The organism is Photobacterium sp. GB-36, from assembly GCF_003026135.1.
Lineage (GTDB): Bacteria > Pseudomonadota > Gammaproteobacteria > Enterobacterales > Vibrionaceae > Photobacterium.
In genome coordinates this window covers 1-19616 of sequence record NZ_PYNY01000033.1, presented here as the reverse complement: position 1 = coordinate 19616, position 19616 = coordinate 1, and the positions used below count along the sequence as shown (strand labels likewise).

The 19616-nt window shown below is 43.0% G+C and carries 16 protein-coding genes and 1 rRNA gene; 11 read left to right on the top strand and 6 right to left on the bottom strand.

Annotated features, from left to right (window positions below; genetic code table 11):
• Positions 1-169: 169 nt before the first annotated feature.
• The 3 genes from C9J46_RS19400 to C9J46_RS19390 are packed head-to-tail and all read left to right on the top strand — an operon-like array spanning position 170 to position 4435.
• Positions 170-1987 carry an assimilatory sulfite reductase (NADPH) flavoprotein subunit gene (locus C9J46_RS19400; RefSeq protein ID WP_107208039.1) on the top strand — a complete coding sequence of 606 codons (1818 nt, stop codon included), beginning with the start codon at positions 170-172 and terminating at the stop codon, positions 1985-1987.
• Positions 1987-3678, top strand: coding sequence for an assimilatory sulfite reductase (NADPH) hemoprotein subunit (cysI, locus tag C9J46_RS19395; RefSeq protein ID WP_107208040.1), 1692 nt, complete (start codon positions 1987-1989; stop codon positions 3676-3678). The genes C9J46_RS19400 and cysI overlap by 1 nt, the downstream gene beginning before the upstream one ends.
• Positions 3671-4435, top strand: coding sequence for a phosphoadenylyl-sulfate reductase (locus C9J46_RS19390; RefSeq protein WP_107208041.1), 765 nt, complete (start codon positions 3671-3673; stop codon positions 4433-4435). The genes cysI and C9J46_RS19390 overlap by 8 nt, the downstream gene beginning before the upstream one ends.
• A gap of 89 nt (positions 4436-4524) precedes the next feature.
• Here the strand turns inward: C9J46_RS19390 and C9J46_RS19385 are convergent, their stop codons facing one another.
• The gene (locus C9J46_RS19385; protein ID WP_107208042.1) at positions 4525-5031 is read right to left on the bottom strand and encodes a DUF2780 domain-containing protein; all 507 of its coding nucleotides are present in this window, start codon (positions 5029-5031) and stop codon (positions 4525-4527) included.
• A gap of 186 nt (positions 5032-5217) precedes the next feature.
• Positions 5218-5838, bottom strand: a complete 621-nt coding sequence (locus C9J46_RS19380) for an FKBP-type peptidyl-prolyl cis-trans isomerase (RefSeq protein ID WP_005372738.1) — start codon at positions 5836-5838, stop codon at positions 5218-5220.
• 136 nt (positions 5839-5974) lie between these two features.
• Here C9J46_RS19380 and C9J46_RS19375 point away from each other — a divergent pair, with 136 nt between their 5' ends.
• Complete coding sequence (locus tag C9J46_RS19375; RefSeq protein WP_233217821.1) at positions 5975-6835, top strand: LysM-like peptidoglycan-binding domain-containing protein; 861 nt, start codon at positions 5975-5977, stop codon at positions 6833-6835.
• A gap of 116 nt (positions 6836-6951) precedes the next feature.
• On the opposite strand, the gene C9J46_RS19370 is transcribed toward C9J46_RS19375, so the two are convergent.
• The 4 genes from C9J46_RS19370 to C9J46_RS19355 all read right to left on the bottom strand — a co-directional run bounded on the left by C9J46_RS19370 (position 6952) and on the right by C9J46_RS19355 (position 10995).
• The gene (locus tag C9J46_RS19370; protein ID WP_107291391.1) at positions 6952-7818 is read right to left on the bottom strand and encodes a DMT family transporter; all 867 of its coding nucleotides are present in this window, start codon (positions 7816-7818) and stop codon (positions 6952-6954) included.
• Positions 7818-8279 carry a GNAT family N-acetyltransferase gene (locus C9J46_RS19365; protein ID WP_107208054.1) on the bottom strand — a complete coding sequence of 154 codons (462 nt, stop codon included), beginning with the start codon at positions 8277-8279 and terminating at the stop codon, positions 7818-7820. The genes C9J46_RS19370 and C9J46_RS19365 overlap by 1 nt, the downstream gene beginning before the upstream one ends.
• Positions 8280-8370: 91 nt before the next feature.
• Entirely contained in the window at positions 8371-8955 is a 585-nt protein-coding gene (locus C9J46_RS19360) for a Crp/Fnr family transcriptional regulator (protein ID WP_107208044.1), read from the bottom strand.
• Positions 8956-9027: 72 nt separating this feature from the next.
• Complete coding sequence (locus C9J46_RS19355; RefSeq protein WP_107208045.1) at positions 9028-10995, bottom strand: bifunctional 2',3'-cyclic-nucleotide 2'-phosphodiesterase/3'-nucleotidase; 1968 nt, start codon at positions 10993-10995, stop codon at positions 9028-9030.
• Positions 10996-11412: 417 nt separating this feature from the next.
• On the opposite strand from C9J46_RS19355, the gene cysG reads away from it, so the two are divergent.
• The 7 genes from cysG to C9J46_RS19320 form a co-directional block, all read left to right on the top strand.
• Positions 11413-12825 carry a siroheme synthase CysG gene (cysG, locus tag C9J46_RS19350; RefSeq protein ID WP_005372729.1) on the top strand — a complete coding sequence of 471 codons (1413 nt, stop codon included), beginning with the start codon at positions 11413-11415 and terminating at the stop codon, positions 12823-12825.
• Between the two features lie 13 nt (positions 12826-12838).
• Complete coding sequence (gene cysD, locus C9J46_RS19345) at positions 12839-13747, top strand: sulfate adenylyltransferase subunit CysD (RefSeq protein ID WP_107247342.1); 909 nt, start codon at positions 12839-12841, stop codon at positions 13745-13747.
• A gap of 10 nt (positions 13748-13757) precedes the next feature.
• Complete coding sequence (gene cysN / locus C9J46_RS19340) at positions 13758-15182, top strand: sulfate adenylyltransferase subunit CysN (protein WP_107291390.1); 1425 nt, start codon at positions 13758-13760, stop codon at positions 15180-15182.
• A 4-nt stretch (positions 15183-15186) separates the two neighbouring features.
• A complete protein-coding gene (locus tag C9J46_RS19335) occupies positions 15187-16914 on the top strand; it encodes an SLC13 family permease (protein WP_107208048.1) in 1728 nt (575 codons plus the stop codon).
• 22 nt (positions 16915-16936) lie between these two features.
• The gene (cysC, locus tag C9J46_RS19330; protein ID WP_107208049.1) at positions 16937-17560 is read left to right on the top strand and encodes an adenylyl-sulfate kinase; all 624 of its coding nucleotides are present in this window, start codon (positions 16937-16939) and stop codon (positions 17558-17560) included.
• Positions 17561-17585: 25 nt separating this feature from the next.
• Positions 17586-18326 carry a 3'(2'),5'-bisphosphate nucleotidase CysQ gene (cysQ, locus tag C9J46_RS19325; RefSeq protein ID WP_199187180.1) on the top strand — a complete coding sequence of 247 codons (741 nt, stop codon included), beginning with the start codon at positions 17586-17588 and terminating at the stop codon, positions 18324-18326.
• Between the two features lie 686 nt (positions 18327-19012).
• A 16S ribosomal RNA gene (locus tag C9J46_RS19320) occupies positions 19013-19616 on the top strand; the annotation flags it as partial.

Here is a 19616-nt window from a genome sequence, read left to right as displayed (position 1 = left end):
CCAGTAAAGGCGAGATAATCCTTATTGTTTGACGGCAACATAACGATTATTTCGCATTCACTTTTTTCTTAACCTTTAAAAAGGTTATAAAACATTCTTATCTATTCTTTCTTGTTATTACATGAAATGGCTAATCTAACAGTACGCAATGAATAGGGATCGTCGTGTCATGTTAGTGAAGGAATTATCGGCTTTAGCCAGTCCACTTAATGATCAGCAAATAGATCAACTGAAGCAAGCAGCGGCAGAATCATCGCCACAACAGCTTGCGTGGATCAGTGGCTACTTTTGGGGATTAAGCCAAACCCAGTCTCAATCAGCTGCAGAACCTGCAGCCCAAAATAATGTACTGGCTGCCGCAAAACCAGCCGGTAAACTCACCATCATTTATGCCTCGCAAACCGGTAATGCCAAAGGTGTTGCTGAAGCGTTAAAAGAAGAAGCACAAGCGGCTGATATTGCTGTTCAAGTGTTTTCTGCCGGCGACTATAAAGGTAAAAACCTCGCTAAGGAAACCCACGTGATTATCGTGGCATCAACCCATGGCGAAGGTGAAGCACCTGATGATGCTATTGAATTACATGAATTTTTACAATCAAAGAAAGCCCCTAAACTGGCAGATCTTAACTATGCCGTGATTGGTTTAGGTGATTCAAGTTATGAGTTCTTCTGTCAAACAGCGAAAGACTTTGATAACTACTTAGCGAAACTTGGCGCGCAGCCAATGCTTGAACGTTTAGATTGTGACGTTGACTATGAAGCACCTGCTGCTGAATGGCGTACGCAAGCATTAGCTAAAACCAAAGAAACTTTATCAACGGGTGAAGCTGAAGTTGTTCAACTGCCTGTTGGTCAAAAGCCTGCGGCTGTTTCTGCATACAATAAACAGAACCCTTACACCGCGAGTTTATTGGTAAGTCAAAAAATCACAGGCCGTGATTCAGGTAAAGATGTTCGCCATATTGAAATCGATTTAGAAGATTCAGGCTTAACGTATCAAGCGGGTGATGCACTCGGTGTGTGGTTTGAAAATGACCCACAGTTAGTGGATGCCATTTTAGCGAAGCTTGGCTTAGACGCGGATACCTCTGTTGATGTTGATGGTGCGGCATTAAGTCTACGTGATGCGTTGATTAGCAAATATGAAATTACTGCATCAAATCCACAGTTTGTGACCAAATACGCTGAGTTATCAGGTAGTAAAAAGCTTGAAAAGCTGGTGGCAGATCGTGAAAAGCTACGTGAGTATTCTGCGAAAACACAAATTATTGATGTATTAGCAGAAAAGAAAACAGCATTAACTGCAGAGCAATTAATCGGTCTACTTCGTCGTTTAACACCACGTTTATATTCTATTGCTTCAAGCCAAGAAGAAGTGGGTGAAGAAGTTCACTTAACTGTTGGGGTGGTTGAATACGCGCAAGGTGAAGAACAACGTCAAGGTGGCGCATCAAGCTTCTTAGCCCAGCGTTTAGAAGAAGGCGCTGAAGTTAAAGTCTTTGTTGAAACTAACAATAACTTTAAGTTACCAGCTGATGATAATACCCCTGTGATCATGGTGGGGCCGGGTACTGGTATTGCCCCATTCCGCGCCTTTGTTCAAGAGCGTGATAACCGTGAAGCACAAGGTAAAAACTGGTTATTCTTTGGCGACCGTACCTTCACAGAAGATTTCTTATACCAAGTTGAGTGGCAAAAATACTTAAAAGATGGGGTTGTTAATCAGATTGATGTGGCATTTAGCCGCGACCAAGCTGAGAAAGTTTACGTTCAGCACCGAATCTTAGAACAAGCTGCGCAAGTATGGCAGTGGCTGCAAGACGGCGCGCATGTTTATGTGTGTGGTGATGCTAATCAAATGGCAAAAGATGTTCATCAAGCGCTGATCACAGTGATTGAGCAACAAGGGAATAAAACGCGCGAGCAGGCTGAGCAGTATCTTAACGATCTGCGTAAGGATAAGCGCTATCAAAGGGATGTGTACTAATGACAGATCAAAAATTATCAGATAACGAACGTCTAAAGCGCGAGAGTAATTTTCTTCGCGGAACTATTGAGCAGGATCTTGGCGATCGTATGACCGGTGGTTTTACTGCAGATAACTTCCAGTTGATCCGTTTCCACGGTATGTATCAGCAAGATGATCGTGATATCCGTGCAGAGCGCGCAAAGCAAAAACTCGAACCACTGCATAACGTGATGTTACGTGCGCGTATGCCTGGCGGTATTATTACCCCTAAGCAGTGGTTAGCGATTGATAAGTTTGCCGATGAGCATACTTCTTATGGCAGTATTCGCTTAACTACCCGTCAGACGTTCCAGTTCCACGGTGTACTAAAACCTAATATCAAGCTGATGCACCAAACGCTAAACAGTATTGGTATCGATTCAATTGCGACAGCGGGTGATGTTAACCGAAACGTTCTATGTACGACTAACCCAGTAGAATCAGAGCTTCACCAAGAAGCATATGAGTGGGCGAAAAAGATCAGTGAACACTTGCTACCTAAAACCCGTGCCTATGCGGAAATTTGGTTAGACGGTGAAAAGCTAGAAACGACAGATGAAGAGCCAATTTTAGGTAGCAATTACCTACCGCGTAAATTTAAAACCACGGTTGTGATCCCACCTCAAAATGATGTGGACGTGCATGCCAACGATCTTAACTTTGTTGCGATTGCAGACAACGGCAAGTTAGTGGGCTTCAACGTACTAGTGGGTGGCGGCTTGGCAATGACTCACGGCGATCATTCCACTTACCCTCGTCGTGCTGATGACTTTGGCTTTATTCCACTAGAGAAAACGTTAGATGTTGCAGCCGCAGTGGTAACAACACAGCGTGATTGGGGTAACCGTTCAAACCGTAAGAATGCAAAAACTAAGTACACGTTAGATCGTGTAGGTAGTGATGTATTTAAAGCGGAAGTTGAAAAACGTGCGGGTGTGAAGTTTGAAGACAGTCGACCTTATGAGTTTACCGATCGTGGTGATCGCATTGGTTGGGTTGAAGGTATCGACGGCAAGCATCACCTCGCATTGTTTATTGAAAATGGACGTTTGTTGGATTACCCAAACAAGCCTTTAAAAACCGGTGTTGCTGAAATTGCCAAAGTACACCAAGGCGATTTCCGTATGACGGCTAACCAAAACTTAATTGTTGCGGGTGTGTTAGCAAAAGACAAAGACAAGATCGAAAAGATCGCGCGCGATCATGGTTTGATTGATGACGGTGTTAGCGAGCAGCGTAAAAACTCAATGGCCTGTGTTTCATTGCCAACCTGTCCATTAGCGATGGCGGAAGCAGAGCGTTTCTTACCTGAATTTGTTACCGATGTTGAAGGCATTCTAGAAAAACACGGCTTAGACGATGATGAAAACATCATTCTTCGTGTCACGGGTTGTCCAAATGGCTGTGGTCGTGCGATGTTGGCGGAAATTGGCCTCGTAGGTAAAGCGCCGGGTCGTTATAACTTACATTTAGGCGGTAACCGTAACGGAACACGTGTACCTAAGATGTACCGTGAAAATATTACTGTTGCGCAGATCATGGATGAAATTGATAGCTTAGTGGGCCGTTGGTCTACAGAGCGTCAAGAAAGTGAAGACTTTGGTGATTTCACTATTCGCGCAGGCATTATTGATGAAGTAAAAGTATCAAAGAGAGATTTTTATGGCTAAATTTCAACTGGCTGAGTTACTTGAGCTGCCTAAAGTGAGTCAAATTATTCAGCTGGCTGAAATCAATGCCGCGCTGGAGGATATGACGGCAGAGCAGCGAGTAAGCTGGGCTATCGACAACCTTGAAGGTGGGTTTGCATTAGCATCAAGTTTTGGTATTCAATCTGCTGTGATGTTGCATTTAGTCACAACAGTAAAGCCTGATATTCCTGTGGTATTAACCGATACGGGGTATTTATTTCCTGAAACGTATCAGTTTATTGATAGCTTAACCAAACGATTAGATCTTAATCTTCATGTCTACAGCGCAAAACAAAGCGCCGCATGGCAAGAAGCACGTTATGGTCAACTGTGGTTGCAAGGGGTTGATGGTATTAAGCAATATAATTTGCTGAACAAAGTTGAGCCGATGCGTCGAGCATTAGATGAACTGCAAGTGAAAACATGGTTTTCTGGGCTCCGTCGTGAACAATCAAGCTCACGTGCAACATTACCGGTATTAGCGATCCAGAATGGACGCTTTAAGTTCCTGCCATTAATTGATTGGAGTAATGAGCAAATCGATCTGTATTTACAACAGCATGATTTGCCTTATCACCCATTAAAAGCGCAAGACTATCTTTCTGTCGGTGATGTCCATACGACAGTTAAGTGGCAACCGGGGATGAAAGAAGAAGAAACGCGATTCTTTGGTCTAAAACGTGAGTGTGGTTTACACGAAGACAGCGATACAGAAGCGGATGGTTCAGGAATTTAACCGATAGCAAATCAGAACTAGTGTAATAGAAAAGGGCGAGATCGATGATCTCGCCCTTTTATTTTGTCGATGCTTTGAGCAATAACAAGTTATTTTTTGGCAGCAGGTGCAGCTGGTGCCCAAATATTAGAAAGTGCGCCAAGGAGTTCATTACTTGCGCCTTGCTCACCTAAAAATTGCGTAACAACAGGCACGAATTGGTTAACCATTTCAGGTTTCATGCCTAATAAAGAAAAGACTTTATCGATATTTTCTTTACTGCCTAATAGCTGGCCTAAACCGAGTGGTAATGAGTCAGTTAGCTTTTCTGCGCCAGGAATTAATTGAGTTAACTCTTTACCTTGTGGGCCTGTTAGCTCACTGGTTGCCATTGCCAGTAATGCACCTGCACCGCCTGCTGCTTGATCTGGCTTTACGCCAAGATCAGACACGAGTGCTTTGGTTAATGGGTTTTCTGCAATCTGGGTAGCAACTTGTTCACTTTTTTCTCCCCCAAAAGCACTTGCGACATCAGATAGGCTGAATGCATGGCTCATTGCACTTGATGATAATAAAGCAACGGCGGTAAGTGTAGTTAAGATATGACGCTTTTCCATGGGGTTCTCCTTAATTAACTATTATCTATCCTAGTGTAGATATTTATTTTTGTAATACATTTTATTGATAAAACACGAAACCTGATGATTTAACTAGTAGGGTTTATTAGTTTGAGAGAATGGAGCGTATTTTTTAACCATAAAAAAACGGCGCCGGGGCGCCGTTTTTAAGAAGAGAGCAATATCTTATAGGATATCTAGTAGCTCAACTTCAAATACAAGTGCTGCATATGGAGGAATTGCAGCACCTGCGCCGCGCTCACCGTATGCTAGGTTTTGTGGAATAGAAAGTTTCCACTTAGAACCTACAGGCATCATTTGTAGTGCTTCAACCCAACCAGCGATAACGCCAGTTACTGGGAATTCTGCTGGTTGACCACGAGAAACAGAGCTGTCAAAAACAGTGCCGTCTGTTAGCATACCGTGGTAATGAACACGTACTTGCTTGTCAGAAGTTGGGATTTCGCCATTACCTTCAACGAGTACTTCGTATTGAAGACCAGAATCAGTTACTGTAACTTCTGCACGCTTTGCGTTTTCAGCTAGGAATGCTTCGCCTTCAGCAGCAGCTAGTTTAGCCTGCTCTTGACGTGCAGCGTCTGCTGCAGTGTGAAGTTCACGTAGTGCATTGTTGATTTCATCAACTTCGATTTCTGGCATTTCGCCAGCAAGAGAAGCTGCGATACCTTTCGCAATTGCTGCTACGTTTAGGCCTTCAAGACCGCTTTGTGCTAGTTGTTGGCCCATTTGTAGACCAATACCATAACTTGCTTTAGTCTCAACTGTATCTAGTTTAACGTCAGACATTATCGTCATCTCTTAATGTTGAATGAATTAAAGCAAGCAGGATAACAGTTTCGCCCCTCATGGGTAAACTCATGGGTAAATATTTGTAATCATTATTCGCAAATTGCGTGACATATGAAGCTCTGGAGTGCTGTATATGGGACAGGCCAATCGCCGTTCGAGAACAAAACATGCGTCAAAACGATCATCAGTCAATTTTAGTTTGTCAGGGCTCTTTGATAAATGTCGTCAGATTAAAGCCGGAATTGGCCATACATGGTCACATTTTCCACGTTTTCATCGCTGGGCATTGATGATCCTTGTGCCTATTTTTGTCGCTGTATTAATGTTGCCGACAACGAATCAATTAGAACAAGAGCAAAGTGCAGACAGTGGTGTTCGTCGTAGTATTTCTCTTAACCTTGGCGGTTCTACGAGCACGACTCAACCGGTAGGGCAAACGGGAACGACATCATCTAATACTGGTGTGAGTAAGCGTACAGATATTGTTTTAGATACGGCAGATATTCGTGAAGACAGTAAGATGAAAGCGGTTGGAGGAACGGAAGATACTGGTCCGGCACCTGAAAAGAAACCGATGATTCAGAAAATTTATCCGTTAGATGGCGGTAAGGCGTACACCGTTGATCTGTCAAAAGAAGCGGCGGTGGTAACCAAAGCGACTGATGAACCGATTACAACGAATACAACCAATACAACAACGACAGCAAACACGGCCAAGGTTGCATCAAGCGATGCAGGGCAATGGGTTAGTTATAAAGTTCCAGCCGGTGAAACCTTAGCGAACGTGTTTAGAGATCGCTCGTTACCATTATCGGATTTATATAAAATTGCCAATATTGAAGGTGCGGGTAAGCCGATCAGTAATGTACAGGCCGGTCAAACGCTAATGTATCGTGTAAATAGTAATGGCCAAATAGATGGTTTGAAGATTGAAGGTAATGGTATTTCAGCAGCTTATTACCGTAGCAGTAATGGTAGCTATTATCGTAAATAACCAGTGATGAAATAAATATGAAAAAGCCCACTTATTTGCTTTTAACTAGAAAGAGAGGCTTAAGTGGGCTTTTTTGTTTTTTCTTTTTATGCGTTACCGCAGAGGTTACTATTTGATCACTGTATGTCGATCTGAGTGGTGAATTTTTTTCGTTTAGGTCTTGGCATCATAGGTAGAACGATCAATAAAATACCGATAAGCGTTAAGGTATCTAAACTTTCGTTAAACCAAATCCAACCAAAGAAGGCGACAAAAATAAGCCCTGAATATTCTGCTAACCCAATTTTATGGGTTTCACTTTGGCGATATGCCAATACCACACACCCTTGATAGCCTAAGGTAAATAGCGCACTTGCAGTAATAAGCCCAAGGTTTTCAAGTGAGATCGGTTGCCAGAAGTACCATGCCAAAGGGGTCGCCACAGGCAGTGATAATACACTTGTCCAAAAGAGCGTGGATGATACGGTTTGTGATTGTGGCAATTTACGTACTAATACATTGTAGAGCGCCAATGTAGTTGCAGTACCCAGTGCGGCAATCGCAGCCCAGTGAAATTGGGTAGGGCGTAAAACAATTAAAATTCCGATAAATCCAATCGCTGTCGCAACGACTTTCCCTTTTGTGGGGTACTCACCTAATAGCACTATTGAAAGTGGGATCATCAATAAGGGCGCGGCATAAAATAAGGCATTGGCCGTCGCGAGGGGCAAATATGTCAGCGCCACTAACAACATTGAACTCCCCGCTAATACTAAATACGCACGGATGGTATTGATCTTCCAACTACCGACCTCACGTTGCTGTTTGGGCTGGGACAACCAAAAAGGCAAAATAATAATTAAGCTTATTACTTGGCGAAGAAACATGTATTGCAAGGGATGGACTTCGCCATTGAGTAATTTAACTGCGACATCAGACAGAGAAGCGGATAAATTACCGAATATCAGTAATAGGATCCCCAATGACACAGCAGTTTGCTTCATTAGTTATCGCCTTGTGTTAGCACCATATCAACATGTGGAATGCCGTCTTCAAGGTACATATCAGAGGTTTGTTTAAAACCGTATTGAGAGTAAAAGCCGATCAAGTGCTCTTGCGCTCCAATCTCGATGGTCGCATTAGGCCAAATACGCGTGGCGTTTTCGAGTCCTTGTTTGAGCAGTTGATGACCTATACCGCTGCCTCGTGTTTCTTGTGCCGTAACAACTCGACCAATACTGACATTGTCGTAAGTGAGTCCTGCACTGAGTAGGCGAAGGTAGGCGATCAGTTTGCCATCTTGATAGCCTAATAAATGGTAAACATCATCAGCACGATCGTTATCATCAAGATCAGGGTAAACACAGTCTTGCTCTACCACAAAAATGTCAGCGCGTAGCTTTAGTGCATCATAAAGCTGGTGGGTCGTCAGTTGTGCAAAAGAAAGGCATTGCCAAGTAATCATCACGTGTTCTCTTTTTCTGTGATAGTCAAAGTTACCTTCATAGTAACCTGCGTTTTTCACGGCCTCATTAACCATTGTTAATATCGTTTCATTATTGTGGTTCGCTTTGTCTTTTTTTTATTCGGCTGAGGCTGATCGGGGTGATTCCAAGGTATGAGGCAATTTGATAGTCCGTGAGTTTAACGTTGAGCTCGGCAAAGCTTTGGGTGAATAATTGATATCGTTCTTCTGGGCTGTACATCAACATGAAGCGTTCTTTGTTTTCCTTAAATACTAACTGACGTTCTAATAAGTGTTGATATAGCGCTACCCCTTGTGAACGCCATGTTTCAATTAGCTCAATCGGTAGGGCAATGAGCTCGCTAGCGGACAAGGTTTCTAATAGAAAAGGCGAAGGTGATTGAGTGATCAGTGCTTCAAAGCCAATCAAAGTATCTTGATCCCAATAGAACTCTTTACTGAATTGCTTACCACTGTCAGTGAGATAGCAAGCATGGCAAATCCCATTAAGTAAAAAGTAGAACTGCTCTGCTTGTTGCCCTTGATGAAGCAGTATGTGACGAGTGGGTAACGCTAATACTTGTGCTTGGCTTAATGCTTCATCAATCGTGGTTTGCTCGGCGCCAAATTGTTGAAGAAATTCGGCGAGTTGAGAAAGTTGTGCGGAAGGCTTCATGATGACTCACTTTTTAATCATAAAAAAATACCGCAGACCAGCTGCGGTATCTAGCTTACTTTATTGCGACGATTATTTCGCGTGTTGTAAATCCAATTGGTAAATCGCAAAGCCAGTTGGCGTTGTTTCAACTTGGGTCATTGGGTACTGACCTTTGTCTTTAATAAACTTCGCCGCTTTTTCGCTATTGGCTGTTTCAAAGCGAATATCTAACTTCTTATCACTTTTCAGTGGCGTGAAGTGCCAGTTGTTATCCGCACTTGGCACCACTTGGCCTTTTTCTTTACTTACACGGCTAATGTAGTCAGAAAGAACGGTACGGTTTTCATCGGGTGCAGCAAAGGCAACAAACTTCTCACCAGTACCAGCAAATTTACCACTGTAAGCACGGTAGTTATTGGTTGCGATGATGAATTTCTGATCGTCTTTTACAGCTTTGCCGTTAAAGCTAAGATCTTTAATACGACTTGCCGTTGGGTTAATAACTTTACATTCACCATCGTATTTCGCAGGTTGTGAAATATCGATGTTGTAAGTGACGCCATCAATAACATCAAAGTTATAAGTACGGAAACCATCCCAGTTGATCAAGCCTTGTGGCTTATCACTGTTAACATCAATTTGATTAAATTGGCCAGCAGAACATTCCAGCCATTCTTTCACTTCTTTACCTGTTACTTTCATGGCAACAAGGGTATTTGGATACAAGTATAAGTCAGCCGCGTTACGGAAAGTCAGTTGACCTGATTCAACTTCTGTAAAGTTGGTTGCATCGTTACCACGACCGCCAGCTTTAAATGGTGCGGCTGCTGAAAGTACTGGAATACCATCGAGATCGGGATCGCCTTGAATAAAGCGTTCAACATAATCTTTTTGTGCAAGGTTTACGATTTGCACGGTTGGATCGTCTTGTACCAGTGCTAAGTAGCTGTACATAACGTCACTTGCTTTACCAATTGGTTGATTAACGAAATCACGGGTAGCATTGTGATCAACTTTAACCGCCGCTACTAATTTAGGATCAGCATCAACAATTGGTTTTTGGGTTGCTTTATCGAAAATAGGGCGAGCTTCAGTTTGAGCAGAGGTGACTTTCCAGCTGTTCCCCTCTTTATCTAATACTAAATCCATAATGCCAACGTGATCGCCCCAGCGTCCCGGCATGACTGCTGGAATACCATTAATGGTCCCTTTTTCGATATCAGCACCTGGTAGGTTTGCAAACTCTTTGCTTGGGAAAACCGCGTGTGAGTGACCGAATGCAATCGCGTCAATACCTTCAACTTGCGTTAAATAGTATACCGAGTTTTCAGCACCCACTTTATGTGGATCGGTTGAAACGCCTGAGTGTGGGATAGCGACAATAATATCAGCGCCTTCTGCTTTCATTTGTGGAATGAATTTCTCAGCCGTTTGCTTAATATCTTTGGCTTCTACCTTACCCTCGAGGTTCTTCTTATCCCACACCATGATTTGTGGCGGAACAAAACCGATATAACCAATCTTCACTTGTTGGTCATTACCCTTGTTATCTTTAAATGTGTATTCCTTGATCAGATAAGGAGAGAATAAGTTCTTACCTGTTTTTAAGTCGTAGACGTTTGCATTGATGTAAGGGAAGTCAGCACCTTCAATGCTGGTATCAAGGAAATCTAAGCCATAGTTGAATTCGTGGTTACCAATATTACCAACATCGTAATCAAGTTGGTTCATGACTTTATAAACAGGGTGAACTTCACCATGCTTGATCCCTTTTGCTGCCATGTAGTCACCCATCGGGCTACCTTGCAGTAAATCACCGTTATCAACTAAGACACTATTGGTGACTTCGCCACGAGCCTTTTCTACTAACGTTGCAGTACGTACTAAGCCTGTTTTCTCGGTTGGCGCATCTTTGTAGTAATCATAATCCATTACATTAGTATGGATATCCGTGGTTTCTAAAATACGTAGTTTGATGGTGTCTGCTGTTGCTGGACCTGCAAGCGTAAGTAAACCGCCTAATATCGCGATTGATAAAGGCTTAGCTGATAACTTCATGAATATCTCCAAACGGGTAGGCAAAGAAAGCAAGCGTAAGGTATCAAATGTACTGAGAAAGGCTGTTATCTGTGTCGCACTATCGTGCTCTCCATCTCGTTTTTTTTGATCAATTGTTAGCGAGATCGAAAATTAGGCCGTTATTTCTCGTATTAATAGAAGAGTGATTCGTCATAACCTAGACATAAAAGGCATAACATAAGCTTTTATTTGCTGTGTTGCTCCCTATCGTTCGCCTTAATCGTGAGATTTATAACTATATAATACATTGTATATAGTGTAATTCGCTAAATCTTGTCATTAAGTGTTGTCGGCATGTTGCGGCTAAACTTTTTGGAATAAAAAATGAAATTTTAGAATTTCAAGTAATATCAAGCCCCCTCTATAGTGCATCTAGGGATAAAAAGAGGGCTAATGATGGATTACTTGCCAATTTTTGCAGATTTAAAGCGTCGACCATGTCTGGTTGTCGGTGGTGGTGATAGCGCGTGGCGTAAAACCCGTATGCTATTAAAAGCAGGCGCAGATGTTCGTGTTATTGCACCAAGTTTAAATGCTGACTTTACTGCTGCATTAGCTTCTCAACAGATCAAATTGGTCGGAGAACATTTTTCACCATCAGATCTTGATGGTATTTTCTTAGCCATTGCCGCGACAGAGCGTAAAGCGATTAATGCGCTGGTCTATCAATCGGCCAATCAACGCCAAGTATTAGTCAATGTCGTTGATGATACTCAGCGCTGCAGTTTTATTATTCCCTCTATTGTTGACCGTTCACCCATCATTGTCGCGATCTCGTCATCAGGTCAGGCGCCGGTACTTGCCCGTTTATTACGTGAAAAGCTTGAAGCGTTATTACCACAACACTTAGGACGTATGGCAACGATTGCGGGTAACTTCCGTCAGCGTTTATCACAAACCGTCTCTTCTTTTTCTGCTCGTCGTTATTTCTGGGAGCAGGCCTTTAACGGACGTTTTGGTGACTTAGTGGCATCGGGGCGTGAGCAAGAGGCTGAGCAAGAGCTGGTGGCATTAACCCAACAAGCACCACCGCAAGGGCAAGTTGCATTAATTGGCGCAGGTCCAGGTGATGCAGGGTTATTGACTCTTCGTGCATTACAGCTGATGCAGCAAGCTGATGTCGTGCTGTATGACTACTTGGTGTCTGATGAAGTGATGGATTTAGTCCGCCGTGATGCCGAATTAGTATGCGTGGGTAAAAAAGCCGGTTTTCATAGTGTCCCTCAAGAAGAAACCAATCGATTAATTGTTCACTACGCCCAGCAAGGCAAGCGAGTGGTGCGATTAAAAGGTGGCGACCCATTTGTGTTTGGTCGTGGTGGTGAAGAGCTTGAAGTGTTATTTGATGCTGATATTCCATTCCAAGTTGTACCGGGTATTACAGCAGCAGCTGGTGCTACAGCTTATGCGGGCATTCCATTAACTCACCGTGATTACGCCCAAACCGCCATGTTCGTTACGGGGCATCTAAAGCCTGATGGCGATACTTTGGACTGGTCAACACTCGCACGTGGAAAACAAACCTTAGTGATTTACATGGGCTTGATGAAATCGAGTCATATTCAGCAACAGTTGTTAGAGCACGGTCGTGGTGCTGATACCCCTATCGCCATTATTGAGCGTGGTACCCAGAAAACCCAAAAAGTTTTAAAAGGTCAGCTAAGCGAGCTGGCTGAATTAGCAAAACATGCTGCTTCTCCATCGCTGATAGTAGTAGGAGAGGTAGTTAATCTATCGACGAAATTAGATTGGTTCACAAAACAGGAACAGTCGCTACAGCAGCAAGATGCGGTAGTTAAGCTGGCATAGTATGGAGAGAGAGATGGACCCGAAACGTTTAACCCACCTCAAGCAGTTAGAAGCGGAAAGTATCCACATTATCCGTGAAGTAGCGGCTGAGTTTGATAATCCGGTAATGATGTACTCTATCGGTAAAGATTCATCGGTGATGTTGCACCTAGCACGTAAAGCATTTTATCCGGGGAAGATCCCGTTCCCATTGCTGCACGTTGATACCGATTGGAAATTCCGCGAGATGATCGATTTCCGTGATCGCACCGCAGAAAAGTATGGCTTTGATTTATTGGTACATAAGAACCCTGAAGGTCTCGCAATGGGCGTTGGCCCATTCACGCACGGTTCGTCAAAGCACACCGATATTATGAAAACTCAGGGTCTAAAGCAGGCACTGGATAAGTATGGTTTTGATGCCGCTTTTGGTGGCGCACGTCGTGATGAAGAAAAATCACGTGCAAAAGAGCGTGTTTATTCATTCCGTGACAAGAACCACACATGGGATCCGAAAAATCAGCGTCCTGAGTTATGGAAGACTTACAACGGTCAAATCAACAAGGGTGAGAGCATTCGTGTTTTCCCACTTTCAAACTGGACTGAGCTTGATATCTGGCAATACATCTATTTAGAGGGTATCGAGATTGTTCCACTGTACCTATCTGAAGTACGTCCTGTGGTTGATCGTGACGGCATGTTGATCATGGTTGATGATGAGCGTATGGATCTTCAACCGGGTGAGAAAATCGAGCAAAAGAGTGTGCGCTTTAGAACCTTAGGTTGTTACCCACTAACGGGAGCGATTGAATCTACAGCCGATACACTACCGGGCATTATTGAAGAAATGCTGGTGGCAACATCGAGTGAACGACAAGGTCGAGCGATTGACCATGATCAGTCGGGTTCAATGGAATTGAAAAAACGCCAAGGTTACTTCTAAGGAGAGAATAATGAATAGCGTGATTGAACAACAGGTCGCTGAGCTCGGTATCGAAGCTTATCTTGACCAACACCATAATAAATCTCTACTGCGATTTTTAACCTGTGGCTCAGTAGATGACGGTAAAAGTACTTTAATTGGTCGACTACTGCATGACTCTCACCAAATTTATGAAGATCAATTAGCGGCAATTCATACCGACAGTCAAAAAGTCGGTACAACGGGCGATAAGCCTGACCTAGCGTTATTGGTTGATGGATTGCAGGCTGAGCGCGAGCAAGGGATCACGATTGATGTTGCTTATCGTTACTTCTCAACCAAAGCGCGTAAGTTCATCATTGCTGATACCCCAGGGCATGAGCAGTATACCCGTAACATGGCAACAGGTGCATCGACCTGTGATGTCGCGGTGATCTTGATTGATGCGCGTAAAGGCGTATTAGATCAAACTCGTCGTCACTCTTACATTGCAAGTCTATTGGGTATTCGTCACTTTATTGTTGCGATTAACAAAATGGACTTAGTGGGGTTTGACCAAGCGCGTTTTGAGTCAATCCGTGAAGAATATTTAGCGTTCTCGAAAAAACTGAACAGTGATATCAACATTAGCTTAGTGCCGTTATCGGCATTAGAAGGGGATAACGTTGTTGGCCTTAGCGAAAAAACGCCTTGGTATGATGGTGATTCATTACTGACCTTGCTTGAAAAAGTGGATCTTACTCAAGGTCAGGCGTCGACAGAACTACGTTTCCCTGTGCAATATGTGAATCGTCCAAATCTTGATTTCCGTGGTTTCGCCGGCACATTAGCCTCAGGTGAATTACGAGTGGGACAAAAAGTTCGTGCATTACCATCGGGTAAAACCTCGACCGTTGATCGCATCGTAACATTTGATGGTGATTTAGAGGTTGCAACACCGGGCTTAGCAGTAACAGTAACCTTGGCTGATGAAATTGATATTAGCCGTGGTGATACGTTAGTTGCTGCTGATGAAACAGTGCCACTGAGTAATAATTTACTTGCTGATATTGTTTGGATGGGCGAATCAGCGTTAGAAACAGTTCGCCAGTACGACATTAAAGTCGCGGGTAAGAAAACGGTTGGTAGTGTTGATGCCATTCGTCACCAAGTTGATATTAATAACCTTGAAACCTTTGAAACTGATGTTTTACCGCTTAATGGTATTGGCTTATGTGAAGTGAGCTTAAATGAAGCCATTGCCGTTGATAGCTATCAAGCATGTAAAGATACTGGCGGCTTTATCATTATTGATCGCTTAACGAATGTGACGGTTGGTGCGGGTATGGTACGTGAAGCATTAGATGCTAAACAAAATACTGCGCAATACTCAGCATTTGAAGTTGAATTAAATGCCCTGATCCGCAAGCACTTTCCACACTGGGATGCTAAAGATCTTAGCAAGTTGCTAGGGTAACTCTATGGGATGGGAGCAAGCGATTGTCTTAGCTATGTTGGTGGTGATTATTCTCTGCTTACTGGCAACCAAAATAAAACCGCCTTACTTATTTGCAGGTGCGGCATTTATTGGTTATCAGTCTGGAATGATCGATTTACCGACATTGGCTGGCAATTTCACTAATTCGTCATTACTGACATTAGTGTTGTTGATCCTTGTTTCCATTGCTTTAGAAAAAACACGGTTGATTAGTTGGGTTGGGCGTCAAATATCACAGGGCGGCCAAACGGCTGTGGTCACAAAACTCGGCTTATCAACCGCATTATTATCATCTTTTACGAATAACACAGCGGTTGTCGTGTCATTAATCGGTGCGATTAAGCGTAACCAACGCCACGCACCATCTAAATTATTATTACCGTTGTCGTATACCGCTATTTTAGGTGGAACGTTAACGTTAATAGGTACATCGACGAACTTAATCATAAATAGTTTCGTTGAAGATGCGGGTCTGCCTAGTTTAGGCTTTTTCGCACCAAGTATGATTGGTTTAGCGGTATTAGTTGTTGGCTTAGTTATTCTTATCCCGCTTAGTCATCTATTACCCAGTTATGATGATCATGCTGATGATCAATTGCCTTATTTCCTTGAAGCACGTGTAGAAGCTAAATCCCCATTAGTAGGAAAAACCGTTGCCGAAAATGGTTTGCGTGCCCTACGCCGTTTATTTCTAGCTGAGTTGATCCGTGACGGTCAAACTATTGCACCTGTATGTCCTGATACTAAGTTGCAGGCAGGCGATACCTTATTATTTTGTGGTGATGTCGAAAGTGTAACCACACTTCAAGAAATTCCAGGTTTAAACCTTTTTGGTCAGCATCACCTAAATGGCCAATCGATGATGGAAGTCATCATCAGCCACTCGGCAGGAATTCGTGGCAAAACCTTAAAAAGTACCCGTTTTAGAGAAAATTTTGATGCTGTCGTTGTGGCGATACGTCGTGGTCATGAACGTCTTGCTGGTGGACTCGGTAATATCGAACTGCATGCTGGCGATACATTAGTTATCGTGCCGGGTAAAAAATTCCAACAAAAGAAAGCCACCTTAGATCGTGAATTTGTCTTGGTGAATGGTCTTGATTCAAGTGCTCGCTTAGATAACACCAAAAGTGCAGCTGTACTGATGGGATTTCTGACTGTTATTGGTCTCGCTTTATTGGATGTATTACCGATCATTAAAGGGTTGGCCATTTATCTTTTCGTTATGGTCGCAGTAGGCATTATTTCATTTGCAGAATTACGCCGCCGTTTTCCTATCGATATCGTTGTGATTGTCGGCTCGGCTTTAACCTTGGCTAAATTGATGATCACAACAGGGTTATCTGAGCGAATGGGTGAAGCTTTGATTGAAGCATTTAATGGCTGGGGAATTTATGGGGCATTAATTGCGGTTTACTTACTGACACTCGTGTTAACAGAGTTAGTCACGAATAATGCTGCAGCTGCTTTGTCTTTTCCTATCGGTTATAGCCTAGCATTAGCTTATAACGTTGATCCTATGCCTTTTATTATGGCAGTACTGTTTGGCGCCAGTGCGAGCTTTATCTCACCCTATGGTTATCAAACTAACTTATTAGTCTATAGCGTAGGTAACTATAAGCTGAGAGATTATGTTCGGATTGGATTACCAATATCGATAGTGTATTCAATCGTTGTATTAACCCTGATCCCACTGTTATTCCCTTTTTAATAAATAGACAACGGAGTGTGTTATGACAATCACGCCACAAGCGCATGATGATAACGAGAATATTGTTTGGCATCGTCATACCGTAACCAAAGAATTACGTGCAACACAAAAGAATCAGAAAGCGAGTGTGTTGTGGTTTACAGGCCTAAGCGGCGCAGGAAAATCAACAGTAGCTGGCGCATTAGAAAATAAACTGGCTGAAATGGGTTATCACACCTATTTACTTGATGGTGACAATGTTCGTCATGGTTTATGTCGTGATCTTGGTTTCTCAGCGGAAGATCGCCGTGAAAATATTCGACGTATTGGTGAAGTCGCGACATTAATGGCTGATGCCGGGCTAATCGTACTTAGTGCTTTTATTTCACCACATCGAGAAGAGCGTCAGTTAGTGAGAGATTTACTGCCTGAAGGTGAGTTTATTGAGGTATTTGTTGATACTCCTCTTGCTGAGTGTGAAAAACGTGATCCGAAAGGCTTGTATAAAAAAGCGCGAGCAGGTGAAATCAAACAATTTACAGGTATTGATTCTGAATACCAACCGCCGTTATCGCCTGAGCTCCATTTAGCGGCAGGTAGTAATGCAATAGATAAGCTGGTGGAACAATGTGTTGAACATTTAAAGTCAAAACAGATCATCAGCTAATAAATGAAGGAGAAAGGGATTGGCAATGTTACTCGACGAAATATATAGCATCGCGTTAGAGGCGGGTGCTGCCATTATGGCTCGTTACCATGGTCAAGTTCAGATCACGCAAAAATCAGATAGCAGCCCTGTCACAGATGCCGATCTTGCCGCTAATGAACTTATCGTTACCAAACTACAACAGCTAACACCAGAGATCCCTATTCTTTCAGAAGAGTCCGCACATACAGATTGGCATCAACGACAAAATTGGGACACATTTTGGTTAGTTGATCCATTAGATGGCACTAAAGAGTTTATTCGCAAAAATGGTGAGTTCACGGTTAACATTGCTTTAATAAAAGAAGGACGTCCTGTTTTAGGTGTGGTGTATGCGCCTGCATTAGAAAAAGCATGGTTAGGTGATGGTGATAAGGCGTGGTTAGAAACCAAAGCCGGTCGTGAGCCTATTCGTGTACGAGCAGCAACAGTACCAACGATTGTTGGTAGTCGCTCTCATCCTTCCCCAGAGTTAGATCACTACTTAGAACAAATCGGTGAGCACAAGATGACGGAAGTTGGTTCATCATTAAAGTTCTGTTTAGTCGCAGAAGGTCGAGCGCAACGTTACCCGCGTTTAGGACCCACAATGATGTGGGATACCGCTGCTGGCCAGTGTGTAGCTGAGAGTGCTGGGGCTATAGTACTCGATTTAGAAGGGCAACCATTAAACTATCATCGCGAGCAATTACTGAATCCATCTTTTATTGTTTCAATAAAAGACTAATCTTATTAAATAACGATAAGGCATATGAGTTACCTCATATGCCTTTTTTGTTTTTAAACAGAAGAAAACGTATCGTTTTGTACGAAAAGTGTTATTTTTGGGGTTTATCGTTGTTTTTATTGTCATTCGGTTTGAATTCTCAATTTTGTTATTGCTATCTCTAAGCTTATCCCTATAATGCTGCTCCATCGACAGGGAATACGGATGGTTAGTAAGTTATTTACAACCTGTGTATAACTTGTAGGTAAGCGGTTTATAAAAAAAACTAATTTAAAACTTAGCTAACAGTGTTTTTTAAATTGGGTAAATCGTAGTCTTAATGCTGAAATCTTGTCTCAATCTTAAAAAGATAAGGAAGTATGCTTTAAGTTAAGTGTGGCAAGGGTTTTGAAAATTAATTTTAAAATAATTGTTGACTTAAATTGAGCGCGGTGTAGTATACGCAGCCTCAGCCAACACGATGTGTTGCGCTAACGTTCTTTAACAATTTGACCATGCAATCTGTGTGGGCACTCGTTGAAAAGTTAAGTCGAAAGATTTATCAATGATACTAGTGACCAATACAAATAACTCATCTCTTATAGAGACGGATTATTTGGCACAGTCAATTCAAATATCCTAACTAGCTTCTAGTTAGCGGTATTTTAACAGTATTCATTGAGCCGGTCGAAAGACCACAAAAACTTTAATTGAAGAGTTTGATCATGGCTCAGATTGAACGCTGGCGGCAGGCCTAACACATGCAAGTCGAGCGGTAACAGATTGATAGCTTGCTATCAATGCTGACGAGCGGCGGACGGGTGAGTAATGCCTGGGAATATGCCCTGATGTGGGGGATAACTATTGGAAACGATAGCTAATACCGCATAATCTCTTCGGAGCAAAGAGGGGGACCTTCGGGCCTCTCGCGTCAGGATTAGCCCAGGTGGGATTAGCTTGTTGGTGGGGTAATGGCTCACCAAGGCAACGATCCCTAGCTGGTCTGAGAGGATGATCAGCCACACTGGAACTGAGACACGGTCCAGACTCCTACGGGAGGCAGCAGTGGGGAATATTGCACAATGGGGGAAACCCTGATGCAGCCATGCCGCGTGTATGAAGAAGGCCTTCGGGTTGTAAAGTACTTTCAGTTGTGAGGAAGGCGTTGATGTTAATAGCTTCAACGTTTGACGTTAGCAACAGAAGAAGCACCGGCTAACTCCGTGCCAGCAGCCGCGGTAATACGGAGGGTGCGAGCGTTAATCGGAATTACTGGGCGTAAAGCGCATGCAGGTGGTCTGTTAAGCAAGA

What these genes read in the sequence shown, in the direction of transcription:
- C9J46_RS19400 (WP_107208039.1), top strand. Translation starts at nt 170, where the DNA reads ATGTTAGTGAAGGAATTATCGGCTTTAGCCAGTCCACTTAATGATCAG.
- cysI (WP_107208040.1), top strand. Translation starts at nt 1,987, where the DNA reads ATGACAGATCAAAAATTATCAGATAACGAACGTCTAAAGCGCGAGAGT.
- C9J46_RS19390 (WP_107208041.1), top strand. Translation starts at nt 3,671, where the DNA reads ATGGCTAAATTTCAACTGGCTGAGTTACTTGAGCTGCCTAAAGTGAGT.
- C9J46_RS19385 (WP_107208042.1), bottom strand. Translation starts at nt 5,031, where the DNA reads ATGGAAAAGCGTCATATCTTAACTACACTTACCGCCGTTGCTTTATTA.
- C9J46_RS19380 (WP_005372738.1), bottom strand. Translation starts at nt 5,838, where the DNA reads ATGTCTGACGTTAAACTAGATACAGTTGAGACTAAAGCAAGTTATGGT.
- C9J46_RS19375 (WP_233217821.1), top strand. Translation starts at nt 5,975, where the DNA reads ATGGGACAGGCCAATCGCCGTTCGAGAACAAAACATGCGTCAAAACGA.
- C9J46_RS19370 (WP_107291391.1), bottom strand. Translation starts at nt 7,818, where the DNA reads ATGAAGCAAACTGCTGTGTCATTGGGGATCCTATTACTGATATTCGGT.
- C9J46_RS19365 (WP_107208054.1), bottom strand. Translation starts at nt 8,279, where the DNA reads ATGATTACTTGGCAATGCCTTTCTTTTGCACAACTGACGACCCACCAG.
- C9J46_RS19360 (WP_107208044.1), bottom strand. Translation starts at nt 8,955, where the DNA reads ATGAAGCCTTCCGCACAACTTTCTCAACTCGCCGAATTTCTTCAACAA.
- C9J46_RS19355 (WP_107208045.1), bottom strand. Translation starts at nt 10,995, where the DNA reads ATGAAGTTATCAGCTAAGCCTTTATCAATCGCGATATTAGGCGGTTTA.
- cysG (WP_005372729.1), top strand. Translation starts at nt 11,413, where the DNA reads ATGGATTACTTGCCAATTTTTGCAGATTTAAAGCGTCGACCATGTCTG.
- cysD (WP_107247342.1), top strand. Translation starts at nt 12,839, where the DNA reads ATGGACCCGAAACGTTTAACCCACCTCAAGCAGTTAGAAGCGGAAAGT.
- cysN (WP_107291390.1), top strand. Translation starts at nt 13,758, where the DNA reads ATGAATAGCGTGATTGAACAACAGGTCGCTGAGCTCGGTATCGAAGCT.
- C9J46_RS19335 (WP_107208048.1), top strand. Translation starts at nt 15,187, where the DNA reads ATGGGATGGGAGCAAGCGATTGTCTTAGCTATGTTGGTGGTGATTATT.
- cysC (WP_107208049.1), top strand. Translation starts at nt 16,937, where the DNA reads ATGACAATCACGCCACAAGCGCATGATGATAACGAGAATATTGTTTGG.
- cysQ (WP_199187180.1), top strand. Translation starts at nt 17,586, where the DNA reads ATGTTACTCGACGAAATATATAGCATCGCGTTAGAGGCGGGTGCTGCC.